Origin of the sequence: Serratia sp. JUb9, from assembly GCF_014298095.1 — a bacterium.
In the GTDB taxonomy this organism is placed as follows: domain Bacteria; phylum Pseudomonadota; class Gammaproteobacteria; order Enterobacterales; family Enterobacteriaceae; genus Serratia_B; species Serratia_B rhizosphaerae.
In genome coordinates this window covers 4,949,133-4,965,940 of the sequence record NZ_CP060416.1, presented here as the reverse complement: position 1 = coordinate 4,965,940, position 16,808 = coordinate 4,949,133, and the positions used below count along the sequence as shown (strand labels likewise).

Here is a 16,808-nt window from a genome sequence, read left to right as displayed (position 1 = left end):
ATTTTCAAAGGAAATATCTGATGCCCGCCGAAAGGGGGCGTTATAAGTGTCTCTCGCTTCATAGAAGGAGTAACTATTATGCGTAACTACGACTTATCCCCGCTGCTTCGCCAATGGATCGGTTTTGATAAATTAGCCAGTTCAATGGGTGGACAGGAACCTCAGGGATTCCCTCCCTACAATATTGAAAAAAGTGATGATAACCATTATCGCATTTCCCTGGCGCTGGCCGGATTCAGGCAAAGCGAGCTGGATATCGAGGTGGAAGGCCCGCGCCTGACGGTGCGCGGTAAACCGACGCCGGCGGAGAAACCGGTGGAGTACCTGCATCAGGGGCTGGTCTGCAAAGAGTTCAGCCTGAGCTTTACGCTGGCTGAACATCTGCACGTGGCCGAGGCCCAGTTTGAGAACGGCCTGCTGCACATTGATTTGGTGCGGCAGGTGCCGGAAGCGTTGCAGCCGCAGCGCATCGCCATCGGCAGCACGCCGGGGCTGGAAGAAAAATAACCGGCCGCTGACGCGGTAAAAAAACGGGGGGAAGTCCTGACGGACTTCCCCCCGTTGCGTTTATGGCCGGCGGCGTTACTGCGCTTCGCGGTGCGCCCGCTCCACTTCCTCCGCCAGAATGGCGATGCCGCGTTCGATTTTATCCGGCTCCGGCACGTAGTTCATGCGCATGCACTGATGGGTATGCGGCCACTCGTGCTCCAGCCCCGGGAAGAAGTAGTGCCCCGGCACCATCAGTACGCCGCGCTGCTTCAGGCGCTGGTACAGCAGCTCGGTGCTGATCGGCAGGTCTTTAAACCACAGCCAGAGGAAAATCGCGCCTTCCGGTTTATGGATCAGGCAGCGCTCTTCCGGCAGATAACGGCGGATGGTGGCGATGGTCTGCGTCACCCGTTGCTGGTAGAACGGCTTAATCACTTCGTTTGACAGGCGCAGCAGGTCGCCGCGTTCAATCATTTCCGCCGCGATTGCCGGGCCGATGCTGCCCGGTGACAGGCTGATAATACCGTTCATATTGGTCAGCGCGGTGATGGTTTTCTCATCGGCAATCACGATGCCGCAGCGCGACCCCGGCAGGCCCAGTTTAGACAGGCTCATGCACAGGATGATGTTCGGGTTCCACAGCGGCGTGGCGTCGCTGAAGATAATGCCCGGGAACGGCACGCCGTAGGCGTTATCGATCACCAGCGGAACATCGTGCTGCTGTGCCAGCGCGTCAAGCTGGATCAGCTCGTCATCGGTGATGACGTTACCGGTCGGGTTGGTGGGGCGCGACACGCAGATCATGCCGATATCGTCGCCGATAGTCAGGTTGTCGAAATCGACGTGATACTTGAACTGGCCTTCCGGCAGCAGCTCGATATTCGGCTTGGCGGAGACAAACAGCCCTTCGTCCAGGCCGGCGTCGGCGTAGCCGATATACTCCGGCGCCAGCGGGAACAGCACGCGACGCCGGTTGCCGTCGGCGCAGCGGCCGGCGAACAGATTGAATAAGTAGAAAAACGCGCTCTGACTGCCGTTTGTCAGTGCAATGTTCTGTGGTTCGATCTGCCAGCCCAGCTCTTCACTCAGCAGGGTGGCCAGCGCTTTAAGCAGCGTATTCTTCCCTTGCGGGCCGTCATAGTTGCACAGCGCTTCGGTCAGTTTGCCCTGGTCGAGCATCTCCTGACACAGCTGTTTGAAGTAGTGCTCCATCTCTGGGATTTGCGCCGGATTACCGCCGCCGAGCATGATGGCGCCCGGGGTGCGCAGGCCTTGGTTCAGGTCGTCCATTAAGCGGGTGATGCCCGAGTAACGGGTAAATTTGTCGCCGAAAAGTGAAAAAGTCATAGGTGCAGCATATTGGTTTTTGCAGGGAGTCGCCCACCATACCGCCAGATAATTGCGGGCGCAATGCGCAGGATAAAACCCGCATCAGCGTTAAATTTTAATTATATGCATAATGTTGGGGTTTTGTTCTGATGGGTAAGGGCGGGTGATCCCGCCCGGTACAGAGCGCTATTTCAGCACCTGTGGGTTAACGCAGTTTTCCGTCACCGTGCCGGTCAGCGCGGCGATCAGGTTATCCACCGCGCACTCGGCCATGCCGTAGCGGGTTTCATGGGTGGCGGAGCCAATATGCGGCAGGGCGACCACGTTCGGCATTTTCAGCAGCGGCGAGGAGACCGGCAGCGGCTCTTTTTCGAACACGTCCAGCCCGGCGGCGTGGATAGTGCCGTTTTGCAGCGCCTCAATCAGCGCCTGCTCGTCGACCACCGGCCCGCGGCCGGCGTTGATCAGAATGCCGCTTTGCTTCATCTTCGCCAGCTGCTCGCGACCGATCAGGTGGAAGGTCTGCTCGGTCAGCGGCAGGGTAATACAGACAAAGTCCGACTCGGCCAGCAGGGTATCCAGGTCGCAGTGACGCGCGCCAAAGCGCTGCTCCGCTTCCTGATGCGGGCGACGCGCGTTGTACAGAATCGGCATGCCGAAGCCGAAGTGGGCGCGCTGGGCCAGCGCCAGGCCGATGCGGCCCATGCCGAGAACGCCCAGCGTTTTATGGTGCACGTCGACGCCGAACCAGTCCGGGCCGATGCTGCCCTGCCAGTCGCCGGCCTTCACCCGCTCGGCCACTTCCACCACGCGGCGCGCCGTCGCCAGCACCAGGCTCATGATGGTATCGGCCACGGTTTCCGTCAGCACCGTCGGCGTGTGCATCAGCACGATATTACGGGCGTTAAGCGCCTCGACGTCGAAGTTGTCATAGCCGACGGAGACGGTGGATGCCGCACGCAGTTTCGGCGCCTGCTGCAGAAAGGCTTCATCAACCTTGCCGCCGGAACCGATGATCCCCTCGGCCTGTTGCAGCGCCCGTTTGAATTCATCGGCATTGTCAGGATTCAGGCCGTTGAAGGCATGTACGGTGAAATGTTGTTCCAGGCGTTCACGCAGGGCGGCGGGGAGTTTTTTGTACAGTACGATCGAAGGCTTCATCTTGAACTCCAGTTGGCCCCGCGGGGCCAAAGCGCTGTGCTTTGGCCCGCGGGACGGACTCGTTTTGAAAACAGAAAGTGTAGCTAATTACGCCAGTTGCGGCTGCGCGTCGTTACGCGGGGGCTTGACCACCAGTGTCACCACCACTGCCACCACCAGCGCGACGGCCATAAACATATAGGAGGCCGCCGGCGTGCCGGTGGCGCCGTTCAGGTAGCCGACGAACCAGGAACCGAAGAACGATCCCAGAGCGCCCATGCTGTTGATCAGCGCCATGGCGCCGCCGGCCACGTTTTTCGGCAGCATTTCCGGAATGATGGCGAAGAACGGGCCGTAAGGGGCGTACATGGCCGCGCCGGCTACCACCAGCAGGCCGTAAGACACCCAGAAATGATCGGCGCCTACCGCATAAGAGCCGAAGAACGCCAGCGCGCCGACCAGCAGCAGCGGCCAGACGAACAGTTTGCGGTTTTGCATCTTATCAGAGGCCCAGGAGACCACGATCATGGCGATGGTCGCCGCCAGATATGGCACCGCGGACAGCCAGCCGGCCTCTACCATGCCCATATTCATGCCGCTGCGCAGAATCGACGGCAGCCACAGCACGAAACCGTACACGCCGATGCTCCAGGCAAAGTACTGGACGCACAGCAGGATCACGTTGCGCGAACGGAACGCCTCGCCGTAGTTGCGCACCGCCTTGATGCCCTGCTGCTCGGCTTCCAGCTGCGCCTGCAGCGCCTGTTTTTCTTCTGCGTTCAGCCAGCCGACCTGAGACGGTTTGTCTTTCACCAGCGCCCACCAGCAGAAGGCCCAGATTACCGCCGGAATGCCCTCGATGATAAACATTTCACGCCAGCCGAAGGCGTGAATCAGGTAGCCGGACACCACCGACATCCACAGGACGGTCACCGGGTTGCCGAGGATCAGGAAGGTGTTGGCGCGTGAACGTTCGGATTTGGTAAACCAGTTGCTGATATAGATCAGCATCGCCGGCATCACCGCCGCTTCCACCACGCCAAGCACAAAGCGGATGGCCGCCAGCATCGGGATATTGCTGACCACGCCGGTCAGGGAGGCGCAGCCGCCCCACAGGATCAGGCACCAGAAGATCAGCTTTTTAACGCTGCGGCGCTCGGCGTAGATAGCGCCGGGTATTTGGAAAAAGAAGTAACCCAGGAAAAACAGCGCGCCCAGCAGCGAGGACATGCCTTTGGTGATGCCGAGGTCGTCGTTGATGCCGGCGGCCGAGGCGAAGCTGAAGTTGGCGCGGTCGAGATAAGCCAGACTGTAGGTGATAAACACGATGGGCATGATGTACCACCAGCGTTTAGCCGCAACGGTTGCTTTATTCATGTTCAGATTCCTCAGTGGTGTCGTTTCCGCGCAGACGGGCTGCCAATCCCGCGGAAGCGGTTCTCCCGACGTTGTCTGGGTGTAGGGCCAGAGGGGCGTCTTGGGAGCCGGCGGTTAGCCGATTATGTTTTTTTGTTGGCCCGTGGCGGTCAGGTACGGCCTGCGGCCGCGTCTGACCACGGCGGGATCACTCCGCCAGCGCCGCGCGGGTTGGCAATCCTTCGCTGTCGCCGATGGCCTGAATGGCCAGCGAGCCGATCTTGTTGCCGCGCTGCACCGCCTGTTTTAGCGTTTTGCCTTCCAGCAGGGCGCTAAGGGTCCCGACGGCAAAGCCGTCTCCCGCACCAACGGTATCCACCACGTTGCTGACTTTAATTGCCGGCACCGCCGCACAGTCGCCGGCGGCGGTTTTAAACCAGGCGCCGTCCGGGCCGGTTTTGATGATCACCGCCTGCACGCCGCGCTCCAGATAGAAATCGGCAATGCCTTCCGGCGTTGACTGACCGGTGAGGATTTGCCCCTCTTTCAGCCCCGGCAGCACCCAGTCGGCGGCGAACGCCAGTTTGTTCAGCTGTTCGATCATCACCTGCTGGCTGGACCACAGCACCGGGCGCAGGTTGGGATCGAAGGAAATGGTTTTGCCCATCGCGCGCATTTCATGCGCGGCGAAGTGGCTCAACTCCAGCGACTGGCCGGAGAGCGCGGCGGCGACGCCGCTAAGATGCAGGTGACGCGCCGCGCCGAAGTAGTCGCGGTTGAAGTCGGCGGTTGACAGATGGCTGGCGGCGGAGCCTTTGCGGAAGTACTCCACGGTGGGATCGGTTCCATCTGTGTTCTTGGATTTGATCTGGAACCCGGTCGGATACTGGCCGTCGACCGTCACCTGCTGATAGTTAATGCCTTCTTTTTTCAGCTGCTGCAGAGTGAAGCGGCCGAAGGTGTCGTTACCCACCCGGCTGACCCAGCCGACCTGCAGGCCGAGGCGCGCCAGGCCGATGGCGACGTTCAGCTCCGCCCCGGCGATGCGTTTGGTGAAGTGTTCCACCTCCGCCAGATCGCCGGTCTCCGCCGCGACGAACATCGCCATGGCTTCGCCCAGCGTGACGACATCCAGAGAGGTATTGCGCTGTGCTGTCAGTATGCTCATGGTGATTACTCCGCGCGTAACAGGTTGACGTAGTGACGGGTAACGGCCTCAAGGTCGTCGCCCTGCAGGGGGAATTCGATACCGCGCGGCACGTCCGCCGGCAGTTGAGCCAGAAGCCGGCGCCACTCGTCGCCGGCATCGTCCAGCGCAATGGCGCGCCAGCCGCGCGGCCCCTGCACCGCCGCTTTGACGTGGATATAACCGACGTGACGCGCCAGGCGTTCGGCTGCGGCGCGGGGGTCTTGCCCCACCCAGAGCCAGTTGGCCATGTCGAAGGTCATGCTGATCGGCAGCTGGCTATCTTCCGCCGCGTGCAGGAAGGCGTTCATCGGCGACAAAATCCCGCAGTCGGCGGTCTGGTCGTTTTCCACCACCAGCTGAACCGGATGTTGCATCAGGTCCACTTTCAGTTCAGTGAAATCAAAGCCCGGCTGGTAATGGCCCAAAGAGAGTTTCAAACGGCGCGCTTTCAGCGCCTGGGCCTCCGCCAGCAGCGCGGGCAGTTTAGGGTTAACGTGATGATCGGGAGTGAAAAGCGGCTCCGGGGCGGAATACACCGCGAACAGCTGCTGACGTTCGATCTCCTGCGCCAGCTGCGGCAGGTTATCCAGTTCGGCCGGGCTGAACAGTTCCCGGCGGATTTCCACGCCGTCCGCGCCGGCATCGGCAATGATCGGCAGCATGGCGGCCTGTCCGCCCCTCTGCTGAACGGTATCCGTGCCGTAAGCGCCGGTCACCACGATAACTTCTCTTTTCATATTTTTACTCCTGAGGTGGCGAAATCTCCACCGCTGCTGTTAATGGCACGTTAAATGGAACCGGTTCCATATAAAAGCCTCAGAATGTAAAAATATGATCGCAATCACGACAATGCAGCAAAGACGCGGGGCGGAGCGTGATAAACGCCGGAATTAACGGGTGGTGGAGCCGCGTACGATCAGTTCACCGGAGAACACACGCTCGTCAGGCGGAGCGTCGCGGCCTTTGATGCGCTGTACCAGCTGTTCCAACGCGGCATGGCCGATCTGGTAGGTCGGCTGCTTCAGCGTGGTGATGCCGACGCCGGCCAGCTCGGCCCATTCCAGTTCGTCAAAGCCCAGCAGGCCGATGTCGCTGCCCCAGTGGATGCCCAGCCGGCGCATCGCGCGCGCCACCTGCAGCGTCAGGGCGCCGTTGGCCGACAACACCGCCTTGCGCATGCCGCGGCGGCGGGTGTGGAAATCGCGCAGCGTCTGCTCCAGCTGCGCGGCGTCGTTCAGCGGGGTTTCCGTCTGCTCGGCGATCAGGTCTGGGTGCTGCTGCGTCATAATCTGGCGGAAGGCGTGCAGACGTTCGAGGCGCGTATTGACCGTGCCGACCGGCTCGCTGAGGAATAAAATCGCCTCAAACCCCTGCTGCACCAGGTGCTCGGTGGCGATCACGGTGGCCTCGTGGTTGTTCAGGCCGACCACGTCGCAGGCAAAGTCGGGGATCTTGCGGTCGATCAGCACCATCGGCAGCTGCGACTGCTGCAGCTGCGACAAGGCTTCCTCCCGCATGCCGACGGCGTTCACCACAATGCCTTCCACCCGGTAGCTGCTGAGCAGCTGCAGGTAGTGCTGTTCCTGATTGACTTCGTTATTGGTGTTGCACACCAGCAGGGTAAAACCGTGCTGACGGCAGGCGGCTTCGATGCCGCGCATCACGTCGACGGAGTAGGGATTGGTGATATCGGCGATGATCAGGCCGATCAGGCGCGTTTGTCCGCCTTTCAGGCTGCGGGCCATCTGGCTGGGGCGATAGTCGAGCTGCAAAATCGCCTGTTCGATACGCTGTTTGAGCGGGGCGGAAAGCAGGTGCTGTTCACCGTTGAGATAGCGCGACACGCTGGTTTTGCCGGTTTTGGCCATTTTCGCCACGTCGCTGATGGTGGCGCGCCCGGTTGCACGTGAAGCTTTCACACTGCTCACAATCAATCCCCCGTAGATTTATTGCCAAGGAGACTAACATAGTGCGCGGCGCTCTTCCTACTGACGAAGAGCCTGATGGGGCCGGCGCTGAAGCAGGGCGGTCGCGCACGGGGCCGGACGTTGCCCGGCCCCGTCAACAGCCGCCGGTTACTGCAGCGGGCTGAGGGTGATTTCCACGCGACGGTTTTGCGCCTTGCCTTCGGTGGTGCTGTTGGAGGCAATCGGGTTGTCCGGGCCGGCGCCGACGCTGCGGATGCGGTTGGCGGCTACGCCCTGGGTGATCAGCGCGCTGCTGACGCCGTCGGCGCGCTGCTGCGACAGCTTCATATTGTGGGCGCGCGCGCCGGTGCTGTCGGTGTAGCCGACAACGTTAACCGCGGTTTTCGGGTACTCTTTCAGCACCATCGCCACGCCGGTCAGGGTGTTGGCGCCCGCCGGTTTCAGCGTGCTGCTGTCGGTGTCGAAGGTGACATTGTTCGGCATGTTCAGCACGATGTTGTCGCCCTGACGGGTAACGCTGACGCCGGTGCCGCGCATTTTGTCGCGCAGTTTCGCTTCCTGCACGTCCATGTAGTAGCCTGCGCCGCCGCCGAGGGCCGCACCGGCCGCAGCGCCGATCAGCGCGCCTTTGCCGCGGTCTTTCTTCGATGACGACAGTGCGCCGATGCCAGCGCCCAGCGCCGCGCCCAGGCCGGCGCCGACGCCGGATTTACCTGCCTGAGACTCGCCGGTGTAAGGGTTGGTGGTACAGGCCGACAGAGCCATGGTCATCGCCACGGCGGCGGCGATAATCGCAACGCGTTTTTTCATGTTATTTCCTTTTGTGCATCAAAATCTGTGCGCATATTTCCAATCGGGAAGCGCTTAAAAATAGCCATTGGGCCAGCGCCAGCGTGAAGACTCCATGTGGCGCGCTAGTATGACGTCTTTTCCGGCCGGCAGTTCCGGCCAGGCGCGACAAACGCTTTTTTTGTGCCTTTTCAGGCGCCTCTGTTATCCGGCAAAACGCGTGGGATGGCTATGTCCAGAATTCTGAAAGCGCATTGCTGAACGTTATTTACGGCGTTTTGGGGTAACAGAGACAATCGGTGAGATGATCGTTCACCAGGCCGCTGGCCTGCATAAAGGCGTAGCAGATGGTGGAACCGATAAATTTGAAGCCGCGTTTTTTCAGTGCTTTCGACATGGCGTCGGAGACTTCGGTCTTTGCCGGCACCTGCGCCAGTTCGTGCCAGTGATTAAGCTGCGGCCGGCCGTCGACAAAGCGCCAGATAAAGGTGACGAACTCCTCGCCGGCGGCCTGCATTGCCAGATAGGCGCGGGCATTGGCGATGATCGCTTCGATTTTGCCGCGGTGGCGGATAATGCCGGCATCCTGCAGCAGCCGCTCCACGTCCTGTTCGGTCATGGCGGCGACCCGCGCCGGATCGAAGTTATGGAAGGCGCGGCGGTAGTTTTCACGCTTTTTCAGCACGGTGATCCAGGAAAGCCCCGCCTGCTGCCCCTCCAGACACAGCATTTCAAACAGTTCGCGCGCATCGGTGGTCGGCACGCCCCATTCATGATCGTGATAGGCCAGATACAACGGATCGGCGGTGACCCAGCCGCAGCGTTGGTCAGTCATACAAAGTTCCTTTTTCTGTATATATTTACAGCCATCATTGCCCTAAACGGCGTATCTGGCAAGTCTCTGATTATTTTATTATCTGCCGCCTTGACGTGAGGGAAAAGCCGACAATATTTATAACAGTGCCGTTTAACAAATGGTCAAAAAATACGCGGTTTTTTCTTTAATATTTACGGACTCTCAGGAGTCAATTCATGCCTCTAAAAATAATGCGCGCTCCCGGCAGGGCAGCGCTGGCGGTGGCTTTAGTCCTGGGGCTGGCGGTGTCCGCATCGGCCCATGAGCGGGTGTATGTGTTTGGCGACAGCCTGAGCGACAGCGGCAACAACGGACGCTACACCTACGATGGCAGCCGGCATCAGCTGTACGACGAAGCGCTGGCGCAGCGTATCGGTGCGGCGCTGCTGGCGTCCGATCTCGGCGGCGACAACTATGCGGCCGGCGGTGCGGTGGCGGTGCCGGCGCTCAACCCGGCGGACAATACCCAGGAACAGGTGCAGCGCTATCTGGGGCAGAACAACGGCCGCGCCGACGGTAACGGCCTGTATATTCACTGGATCGGCGGCAACGATCTGGCGGCGGCGGCGTTAAATCCGGCTACAGCGTCGCAGGTCAGCTATAACAGCGCGGCAGCGGCGGCGCTGCAGGTACGCTCCCTGCTGGATGCCGGCGCCGGTACGGTGATCGTGCCGACGGTGCCGAACATCGGCTTTACCCCGCAGCTGATGGAAGCGATTGTGCAACAGGCGCTGGCGCCGGTGCAGGCCGCCGCACTGCAGGCGGCCTATGCGGCGCTGAACGCGGTGGCGACGCCGGACGCCGCCTCGCGGCAGCAGGCGATTCACCGGGCGCTGAGCGCGGCGGCCCAGCAGGGCAGCAGCGATCCGCAGATGCAGCAGGCGATCGCCGCACAGCTGATCGCCGCCTATGACAGCCTGAGCGCGCAGGCGAGCCAACTGACCGATTTTTATAACCGCAGCGAGGACCAGTTGCTGGCGCAGGGCGGCGGCAATATCGTACGCGCCGACGTGAACCGGCTGTTTGGCGAGGTGATCGCCAATCCGCAGCAGTTCGGCTTCACCAATACCGCCGGCATGGCGTGTCCGGCCGGCGTTTCTTCGGCGGTATGTCGTTCCGCCGCGCCCGGTTTTAACGACGGCCAGGCCTTCCTGTTTGCCGACCATTTCCACCCCAGCCCGCAGGCGCACCTGCTGATTGCCGATTATATTCAGGCGGTGCTGGACGGCCCGGCGCAGGCGGCGGCGCTGACGCAGGCGACGGCGGCGATGGCGCGCGACAGCCGCGCCACCCTCGACAGCCGTCTCCAGCAGCTGCGCAGCGGCGGCAACCCGCAGGGGGCGTTGGGGGTATTCGGCGGCTATGCCGGGCAACATTATGATTATGCCGCCAATAACGCGGCCGGCGACGGCAACGCCACCACCCACAATCTGACGCTGGGGGTGGATTACCAACTGACGGACCGCTGGCTGATCGGCGCGCTGATCGCCGGCGCCAATGACGATCAGCAACCCTCCAGCCGCTATGACTACAAGGCGCGCGGCGTGCTGTTCTCCGCCTTTACCTCGCTGGATGTGTTTGAACACGGCTGGGTGAATGCCGATCTGCACTACGCCAGACTGGATTACGACGATATTCGCCGCAGCGTGCAGCTTGGCCCGCTAACGCGCAGCGAAACCGGTTCGACCTCCGGCAAACAGTGGGGTGCACGCGTTACCGCCGGCTATGACTTCCCGCTGACCGCCAGCCTGACCACCGGGCCGATGGCGCAGTTTGCCTGGGACTACAGCAACGTTTCCGGCTATAGCGAAGACGGTAATGACAGCACCGCGATGCGCTTTAACGATCAAACCTACCATTCGCAGATCGGCGCGCTGGGCTGGCGGCTGGACAGCAATCTCGGCGTGGTTAATCCGTACGCTGAAATCAGCTATCAGCATCAGTTCGGCGACGACGTATATCGCGCCGGCGGCGGTCTGAAGTCGACGCAAACCTCGTTTACCCGTGACGCCGCCGGCCAGGATAAAAACTGGGTCGATGTGACGCTCGGCGCCAATATGCCGCTGACCGACCGGGTGGCGGCGTTCGCCACCGTATCGCAAACCGGCGGCCTGAGCAGCGGCGAACAGGTGATGTACAACGTCGGCGTCAGCGCCCGCTTTTGATGAGCCTGCCGGGCGTTTTCCTACGCCCGGCGCATATCAGGCGGGATGGCGCGCAATGCCGGCGGCGGCAGCGCGGGCGGTAATTTTCTTTTCCGGCTGCAGCCGGGTCATGCACAGCATGCTGCAGAAAGAGACCAGCGCGGTGGCGAAGAACATCGCGCTGTAGCCGTGCTGCTGCGCCAGCCAGCCGCTGAGCATCGGCGCGCTGATGGACGCCAGGTTGGCGATGGCCAGCGTAATGCCGCTGTACGCCCCGACCGACGCTTTCGGCGTCACGTCCAGCACCACCGACCAATACACGTTATTCACCAGCGCGTTCAGCGCGTTGCCCAGCGTCATCAGCGCAATAATCGCGGCGGGCGACTGCATAAACGGGATCAGCAGGAAGCAGCCGGCGGTCAGCAGCAGCGTGACGGCGGCGAACAGATTGCGCGCCACACGCAGGTTACCGCTGCGCGCCAGCAGCGCATCGGTGATGCGTCCGCCGAGCAGCACGGTGAAGCAGGCGCCGCTCCACGGGATCATCGCCACATACCACAGCGCATGCAGGTCGTAATGGAAGCTGTCCTGCAGATATTTCGGTCCCCAGGTGACCAGCACAAAGGTGACATACAGAAAGGAAAAGTAGCCGAGCGCGTTGAACACCAGGGTGCGGTTGGTGAAGAACGCCCGCCACGGCAGCGGCGCCTGATGCTCGTCATTTTCCTCCCGATCGCTGCCAATTGCCGCCAGTTCGGCGGCGTTAACCTTCGGGTGCTGCGCCGGCGTATCGGTAAAGCAGGCGGCGAACAGCAGAATCGCCAGCAGCGAGAACAGCCCGAGCAGCATAAACATACTGCGCCAGTCGTCGGTCAGCAGCAGCAGGCCGACCGCCAGCGGCGCGGTCAGCAGCGAGCCGATCTGCGTGCTCAGCAGCCCGATACCCAGCGCGAAGCCGCGCTCTTTGCGCGGCGACCAGTGGCCGATGGTTTTATTCATCAGCGCGTAGGCCGGGCCTTCGGCAAAGCCGAACAGGATGCGCAGGGCGGCAAAGCCCATCAGCGCGGAGCCGCCGAACAGCGCAACGCCCAATTCGCCCGCCCAGGCGGTGGCGATCTCCAGCAGCGACCACAGCGCGCCGGCCAGCAGCCAGACTTTTTTGCTGCCGACGCGGTCGGCGAGGATGCCGCCGCACAGCGAGCCGAACAGATAGCCGAAGCCGAAGTAGCCCAGCACCGCCCCCAGCTGCGTCTTGTTGAAACCGAACTCGCGGGCGATGTCGTTGGCGGCGAACGACAGCGCGCCGCGATCGACATAGTTAATCAGCGCGATAAAAAACATCATGGCGAAAATGCGGTAGCGATAACGACTGTCTGCCTGCATGGAACAACCTCCTGAGCGTGGGGAACCTCAGGCAGCGAGCAAGATTGGTGCCAGCCGCGGCGATAAACGGCGCAGTGCGCGCCGGCCGCGGCGGCGGAGAGGCCAGGCGGCAGCAGAACATGCGCTTTCAGCGTGCCGATGCGCCGCGCTGGTGCGCAAAACGTTTTTTTTGCACGCTGATTTACACCGGAGGCCGGATTCTGGCTGTATATCTTACGGTCAACGGGTATACTGGCCCATTCCATCTAAATCCACTTGTATCGCGTGCGAATCTAACATGCAAAAGTTTGATACCAAGACCTTTCAGGGCCTGATCCTGACACTGCAGGACTATTGGGCGCGCCAGGGCTGCACCATTGTTCAACCATTGGACATGGAAGTCGGCGCGGGAACCTCTCACCCTATGACCTGCCTGCGTGCGCTGGGCCCAGAGCCGATGGCCTCCGCCTATGTGCAGCCGTCCCGCCGTCCGACCGACGGCCGCTACGGTGAAAACCCGAACCGCCTGCAACACTACTACCAGTTCCAGGTGGTGATTAAGCCTTCACCGGACAATATTCAGGAACTGTACCTGGGCTCGCTGAAAGAGCTGGGTCTGGATCCGACCATCCACGACATCCGCTTCGTGGAAGACAACTGGGAAAACCCGACGCTCGGCGCCTGGGGCCTGGGCTGGGAAGTGTGGCTGAACGGCATGGAAGTGACCCAGTTCACCTACTTCCAGCAGGTCGGCGGCCTGGAGTGCAAGCCGGTGACCGGCGAGATCACCTACGGCCTGGAGCGTCTGGCGATGTATATCCAGGGCGTGGACAGCGTCTACGATCTGGTGTGGAGCAACGGCCCGCTGGGCGTAACCACCTACGGCGACGTGTTCCATCAGAACGAAGTGGAGCAGTCGACCTACAACTTTGAATACGCCGACGTGGATTTCCTGTTCAGCTGCTTCGAGCAGTACGAGAAAGAAGCGCAGCAGTTGCTGGCGCTGGAAAAACCGCTGCCGCTGCCGGCGTATGAGCGCATTCTGAAGGCCGGACACACCTTCAACCTGCTGGACGCGCGCAAGGCGATCTCCGTCACCGAGCGTCAGCGCTATATTCTGCGCATCCGCACGCTGACCAAAGCCGTGGCGGAAGCCTACTACGCGTCCCGAGAGGCGTTAGGCTTCCCGATGTGTAAAAAGAACGAGAACTAAGAGGCAGCCATGACTCAACAGACTTTCCTGGTGGAAATCGGCACGGAAGAGCTGCCGCCGAAGGCTCTTCGTTCCCTGGCGGAATCCTTTGCCGCCAACTTCAGCGCCGAGCTGGACAACGCCAACCTTGAGCACGGCGACGTCAGCTGGTTCGCCGCGCCGCGCCGTCTGGCGCTGAAAGTGGCGAACCTGAGCGCGGCGCAGGCCGATCGCGAAGTTGAAAAACGCGGCCCGGCGATTGCGCAGGCGTTTGACGCCGAAGGCAAGCCGAGCAAAGCGGCCGAAGGCTGGGCGCGCGGCTGCGGCATCAGCGTCGATCAGGCCGAGCGTCTGAAAACCGACAAAGGCGAGTGGCTGCTGTACCGCGCGCTGGTCAAAGGCCAGTCCGCGCAGCAGCTGCTGGCGGAGATGGTCAGCACCGCGTTGGCGAAGCTGCCGATTCCGAAACTGATGCGCTGGGGCGACCAGGAGACTCAGTTCGTGCGTCCGGTGCATACCGTGACCATGCTGCTGGGCGATGAGCTTATCCCGGGCACCGTGCTGGGCATCGAGTCGGCGCGCACCGTGCGCGGCCACCGTTTTATGGGCGAGCCGGAATTCACCCTGGATAACGCCGACCAGTATCCGCAAATCCTGCTGGAACGTGGCAAAGTGGTGGCGGATTATGAAGCGCGTAAGGCGATCATCAAGCGCGACGCCGAGCTGGCGGCGCAAAAGATTGGCGGCAAGGCCGATCTGAGCGACAGCCTGCTGGAAGAAGTGGCGTCGCTGGTGGAATGGCCGGTGGTGCTGACGGCGAAGTTTGAAGAGAAATTCCTGGCGGTGCCGGCGGAAGCGCTGGTGTACACCATGAAGGGCGACCAGAAGTACTTCCCGGTGTACGACGCCGCGGGCAAACTGCTGCCGAACTTTATCTTCGTCGCCAATATTGAATCGAAAGATCCGCAGCAAATCATCTCCGGTAACGAGAAGGTGGTGCGCCCGCGTCTGGCTGACGCCGAGTTCTTCTTCGACACCGACCGCAAGCAGCGTCTGGAAGACAACCTGCCGCGGCTGGAGAGCGTCCTGTTCCAGAAGCAGTTGGGCACCCTGCGTGACAAAACCGACCGCATTCAGGCGCTGGCGGGCTGGATTGCCGGCCAAATCGGCGCCGACGTCAACCACGCCACCCGCGCCGGCCTGCTGTCGAAGTGCGACCTGATGACCAACATGGTGTTCGAATTTACCGACACCCAGGGCGTGATGGGCATGCACTATGCGCGTCACGACGGCGAAGCGGAAGACGTGGCCGTCGCGCTGAACGAGCAGTATCAGCCGCGCTTTGCCGGCGATGCGCTGCCGCAGTCGCTGGTCGCCTGTTCGTTGGCGATTGCCGACAAGATGGACACCCTGGCGGGCATCTTCGGCATCGGCCAGCACCCGAAAGGCGACAAAGACCCGTTTGCGCTGCGCCGCGCGGCGCTGGGCGTGCTGCGTATCATCGTTGAGAAGAACCTGCCGCTGGATCTGCAGACCCTGACGGAAGAAGCGGTGCGCCTGTACGGCAGCAAGCTGACCAACGCCAAGGTGGTGGATGAGGTGGTGGACTTTATGCTGGGCCGTTTCCGCGCCTGGTATCAGGAAGAAGGCCACGCGGTCGACACCATTCAGGCGGTGCTGGCGCGTCGTCCGACCAAGCCGGCGGACTTTGACGCCCGGGTGAAAGCGGTGAGCCACTTCCGCACGCTGGACGAAGCGGCGGCGCTGGCGGCGGCGAACAAGCGCGTCTCCAACATTCTGGCCAAATCCACCGACACCCTGCTGGATCAGGTGCGCGCGTCGGTGCTGAAAGAGCCGGCGGAGCTGAAGCTGGCGACGCATCTGGTGGTGCTGCGCGACAAGCTACAGCCGTACTTCGCCGAAGGCCGCTACCAGGAAGCGCTGGTGGAGCTGGCGGCGCTGCGTGAAACCGTCGACGAGTTCTTCGAAAGCGTGATGGTGATGGCGGAAGATGAAGAAGTGCGCGTTAACCGCCTGACGCTGCTGAGCAAACTGCGCGAGCTGTTCCTGCAGGTGGCGGATATCTCCGTGCTGCAGTAAGTCTGCGCGGTGAGGAACGAAGGCGCCTGCGGGCGCCTTTTTTTACGCCTTTTTGCCGCGGCGATCGGTAAATCGCGTATCGAACCCGCATCAGTTGTTCTATTCTTATAGGCGCAGGGAGAGCGAAAAAGGCAGGAAGCTGATGAAAAGACACGTTTATCACGGGAGTTATTTCACATGGCGGTAGGGATTCAGAGCAAAGGCGTAATGCGCTGGTTGGCGCCGATTGTGGCGTTGTTGGTGGTGATGCAGCTGACCGCCTGCGGCGATAAAGAGCCGGAGCAGCGCAAGGCATTTATCGACTATCTGCAAAACACCGTAATGCGCAGCGGCGTGAAAATACCGACGCTGAGCGAAGACCAAAAGCAGAAGTTTGGCAACTATGCCGGCGATTACGCAATTTTAGTCGCATTTTCACAGCAGTTAACCAAATCCGTTGACGCCAGTCTGATACCGGCGATCGATCAGGTGAGCCAGATCCGCACCGCGCAGGATTACATCAGCAAGCGCGACGGGCTGCAGCAGTCGATAGGCGCGCTTAATCTGCTGGGGCAGCAGATACAGACCGCCAAGTCGCAGGCGGACAGCGCCCGTACGGCGCTGAAGCAGCCGGACGATCTGAAGGCGGTGTATAACCAGGCCTATGACAAAATCGTCACCGCGCCGGCCAACGCGCTGATGCCGACCATTCCGGCAGCGGCCGGCTTTATTCAGGAGCTGGTGCAGGTAGGGGATTTCCTGCAGGCGCAGGGCAATCAGGTCAGCTTTAACAACGGGGGCGTGCAGTTCCGCAATCAGCAGCAGGTAGCGCAGTACAACGCCATGATGACCAATCTGGCGGCGAAGCAGCAGGACCTGCAGAACGCACAGAAAGCCATCAATGAGGTGGTGCGTTAAGCCTGCTGGACATGCGCCCTGACCAGCAGGGCGCATT

14 protein-coding genes are annotated in these 16,808 nt (G+C 61.5%); 5 read left to right on the top strand and 9 right to left on the bottom strand.

Translation table 11 applies throughout. The features are described from left to right. The first annotated feature begins 78 nt into the window (after positions 1–78). Entirely contained in the window at positions 79–507 is a 429-nt protein-coding gene (gene ibpB / locus HF675_RS23345; RefSeq protein WP_105229215.1) for a small heat shock chaperone IbpB, read from the top strand. A 75-nt stretch (positions 508–582) separates the two neighbouring features. On the opposite strand, the gene HF675_RS23340 is transcribed toward ibpB, so the two are convergent. The 8 genes from HF675_RS23340 to HF675_RS23305 all read right to left on the bottom strand — a co-directional run bounded on the left by HF675_RS23340 (position 583) and on the right by HF675_RS23305 (position 9,055). Then, positions 583–1,836 (bottom strand): valine--pyruvate transaminase, encoded by a 1,254-nt coding sequence (locus HF675_RS23340; protein WP_105229216.1) that lies wholly within the window; start codon positions 1,834–1,836, stop codon positions 583–585. 168 nt (positions 1,837–2,004) lie between these two features. After that, the gene (gene ghrB / locus HF675_RS23335) at positions 2,005–2,979 is read right to left on the bottom strand and encodes a glyoxylate/hydroxypyruvate reductase GhrB (RefSeq protein ID WP_187043858.1); all 975 of its coding nucleotides are present in this window, start codon (positions 2,977–2,979) and stop codon (positions 2,005–2,007) included. A gap of 87 nt (positions 2,980–3,066) precedes the next feature. Then, complete coding sequence (locus tag HF675_RS23330; RefSeq protein WP_105229218.1) at positions 3,067–4,335, bottom strand: MFS transporter; 1,269 nt, start codon at positions 4,333–4,335, stop codon at positions 3,067–3,069. Between the two features lie 187 nt (positions 4,336–4,522). After that, positions 4,523–5,482 carry a sugar kinase gene (locus HF675_RS23325; protein ID WP_105229219.1) on the bottom strand — a complete coding sequence of 320 codons (960 nt, stop codon included), beginning with the start codon at positions 5,480–5,482 and terminating at the stop codon, positions 4,523–4,525. 5 nt (positions 5,483–5,487) lie between these two features. Further along, on the bottom strand, positions 5,488–6,240 hold the full coding sequence (locus HF675_RS23320; RefSeq protein ID WP_111736166.1) for a sugar phosphate isomerase/epimerase: 753 nt from the start codon (positions 6,238–6,240) through the stop codon (positions 5,488–5,490). A 153-nt stretch (positions 6,241–6,393) separates the two neighbouring features. Further along, positions 6,394–7,431, bottom strand: coding sequence for a LacI family DNA-binding transcriptional regulator (locus HF675_RS23315; RefSeq protein ID WP_105229221.1), 1,038 nt, complete (start codon positions 7,429–7,431; stop codon positions 6,394–6,396). Between the two features lie 147 nt (positions 7,432–7,578). After that, positions 7,579–8,241 carry an OmpA family lipoprotein gene (locus tag HF675_RS23310; RefSeq protein WP_105229222.1) on the bottom strand — a complete coding sequence of 221 codons (663 nt, stop codon included), beginning with the start codon at positions 8,239–8,241 and terminating at the stop codon, positions 7,579–7,581. 247 nt (positions 8,242–8,488) lie between these two features. Next, entirely contained in the window at positions 8,489–9,055 is a 567-nt protein-coding gene (locus HF675_RS23305; protein ID WP_105229223.1) for a DNA-3-methyladenine glycosylase I, read from the bottom strand. 197 nt (positions 9,056–9,252) lie between these two features. On the opposite strand from HF675_RS23305, the gene HF675_RS23300 reads away from it, so the two are divergent. After that, positions 9,253–11,241 (top strand): autotransporter outer membrane beta-barrel domain-containing protein, encoded by a 1,989-nt coding sequence (locus tag HF675_RS23300; protein WP_187043857.1) that lies wholly within the window; start codon positions 9,253–9,255, stop codon positions 11,239–11,241. Positions 11,242–11,277: 36 nt separating this feature from the next. On the opposite strand, the gene HF675_RS23295 is transcribed toward HF675_RS23300, so the two are convergent. After that, positions 11,278–12,603 (bottom strand): MFS transporter, encoded by a 1,326-nt coding sequence (locus HF675_RS23295; protein ID WP_111736168.1) that lies wholly within the window; start codon positions 12,601–12,603, stop codon positions 11,278–11,280. Positions 12,604–12,880: 277 nt separating this feature from the next. On the opposite strand from HF675_RS23295, the gene glyQ reads away from it, so the two are divergent. From glyQ to HF675_RS23280, 3 genes are all read left to right on the top strand, one after another. Beyond that, complete coding sequence (gene glyQ / locus HF675_RS23290; RefSeq protein WP_015344023.1) at positions 12,881–13,795, top strand: glycine--tRNA ligase subunit alpha; 915 nt, start codon at positions 12,881–12,883, stop codon at positions 13,793–13,795. A 9-nt stretch (positions 13,796–13,804) separates the two neighbouring features. Continuing rightward, positions 13,805–15,874, top strand: coding sequence for a glycine--tRNA ligase subunit beta (gene glyS, locus HF675_RS23285; protein ID WP_105229226.1), 2,070 nt, complete (start codon positions 13,805–13,807; stop codon positions 15,872–15,874). Positions 15,875–16,051: 177 nt separating this feature from the next. Beyond that, entirely contained in the window at positions 16,052–16,771 is a 720-nt protein-coding gene (locus HF675_RS23280; RefSeq protein WP_187043856.1) for a DUF3053 domain-containing protein, read from the top strand. The last annotated feature ends 37 nt before the right edge of the window (positions 16,772–16,808 follow it).

Excerpts from the sequence above, each read along its gene's own strand:
- HF675_RS23305 (WP_105229223.1), bottom strand. The coding sequence starts at position 9,055 with ATGACTGACCAACGCTGCGGCTGGGTCACCGCCGATCCGTTGTATCTG.
- glyS (WP_105229226.1), top strand. The coding sequence starts at position 13,805 with ATGACTCAACAGACTTTCCTGGTGGAAATCGGCACGGAAGAGCTGCCG.
- HF675_RS23330 (WP_105229218.1), bottom strand. The coding sequence starts at position 4,335 with ATGAATAAAGCAACCGTTGCGGCTAAACGCTGGTGGTACATCATGCCC.
- HF675_RS23300 (WP_187043857.1), top strand. The coding sequence starts at position 9,253 with ATGCCTCTAAAAATAATGCGCGCTCCCGGCAGGGCAGCGCTGGCGGTG.
- HF675_RS23320 (WP_111736166.1), bottom strand. The coding sequence starts at position 6,240 with ATGAAAAGAGAAGTTATCGTGGTGACCGGCGCTTACGGCACGGATACC.
- ibpB (WP_105229215.1), top strand. The coding sequence starts at position 79 with ATGCGTAACTACGACTTATCCCCGCTGCTTCGCCAATGGATCGGTTTT.
- HF675_RS23340 (WP_105229216.1), bottom strand. The coding sequence starts at position 1,836 with ATGACTTTTTCACTTTTCGGCGACAAATTTACCCGTTACTCGGGCATC.
- glyQ (WP_015344023.1), top strand. The coding sequence starts at position 12,881 with ATGCAAAAGTTTGATACCAAGACCTTTCAGGGCCTGATCCTGACACTG.
- HF675_RS23325 (WP_105229219.1), bottom strand. The coding sequence starts at position 5,482 with ATGAGCATACTGACAGCACAGCGCAATACCTCTCTGGATGTCGTCACG.
- HF675_RS23295 (WP_111736168.1), bottom strand. The coding sequence starts at position 12,603 with ATGCAGGCAGACAGTCGTTATCGCTACCGCATTTTCGCCATGATGTTT.
- ghrB (WP_187043858.1), bottom strand. The coding sequence starts at position 2,979 with ATGAAGCCTTCGATCGTACTGTACAAAAAACTCCCCGCCGCCCTGCGT.
- HF675_RS23310 (WP_105229222.1), bottom strand. The coding sequence starts at position 8,241 with ATGAAAAAACGCGTTGCGATTATCGCCGCCGCCGTGGCGATGACCATG.
- HF675_RS23280 (WP_187043856.1), top strand. The coding sequence starts at position 16,052 with ATGGCGGTAGGGATTCAGAGCAAAGGCGTAATGCGCTGGTTGGCGCCG.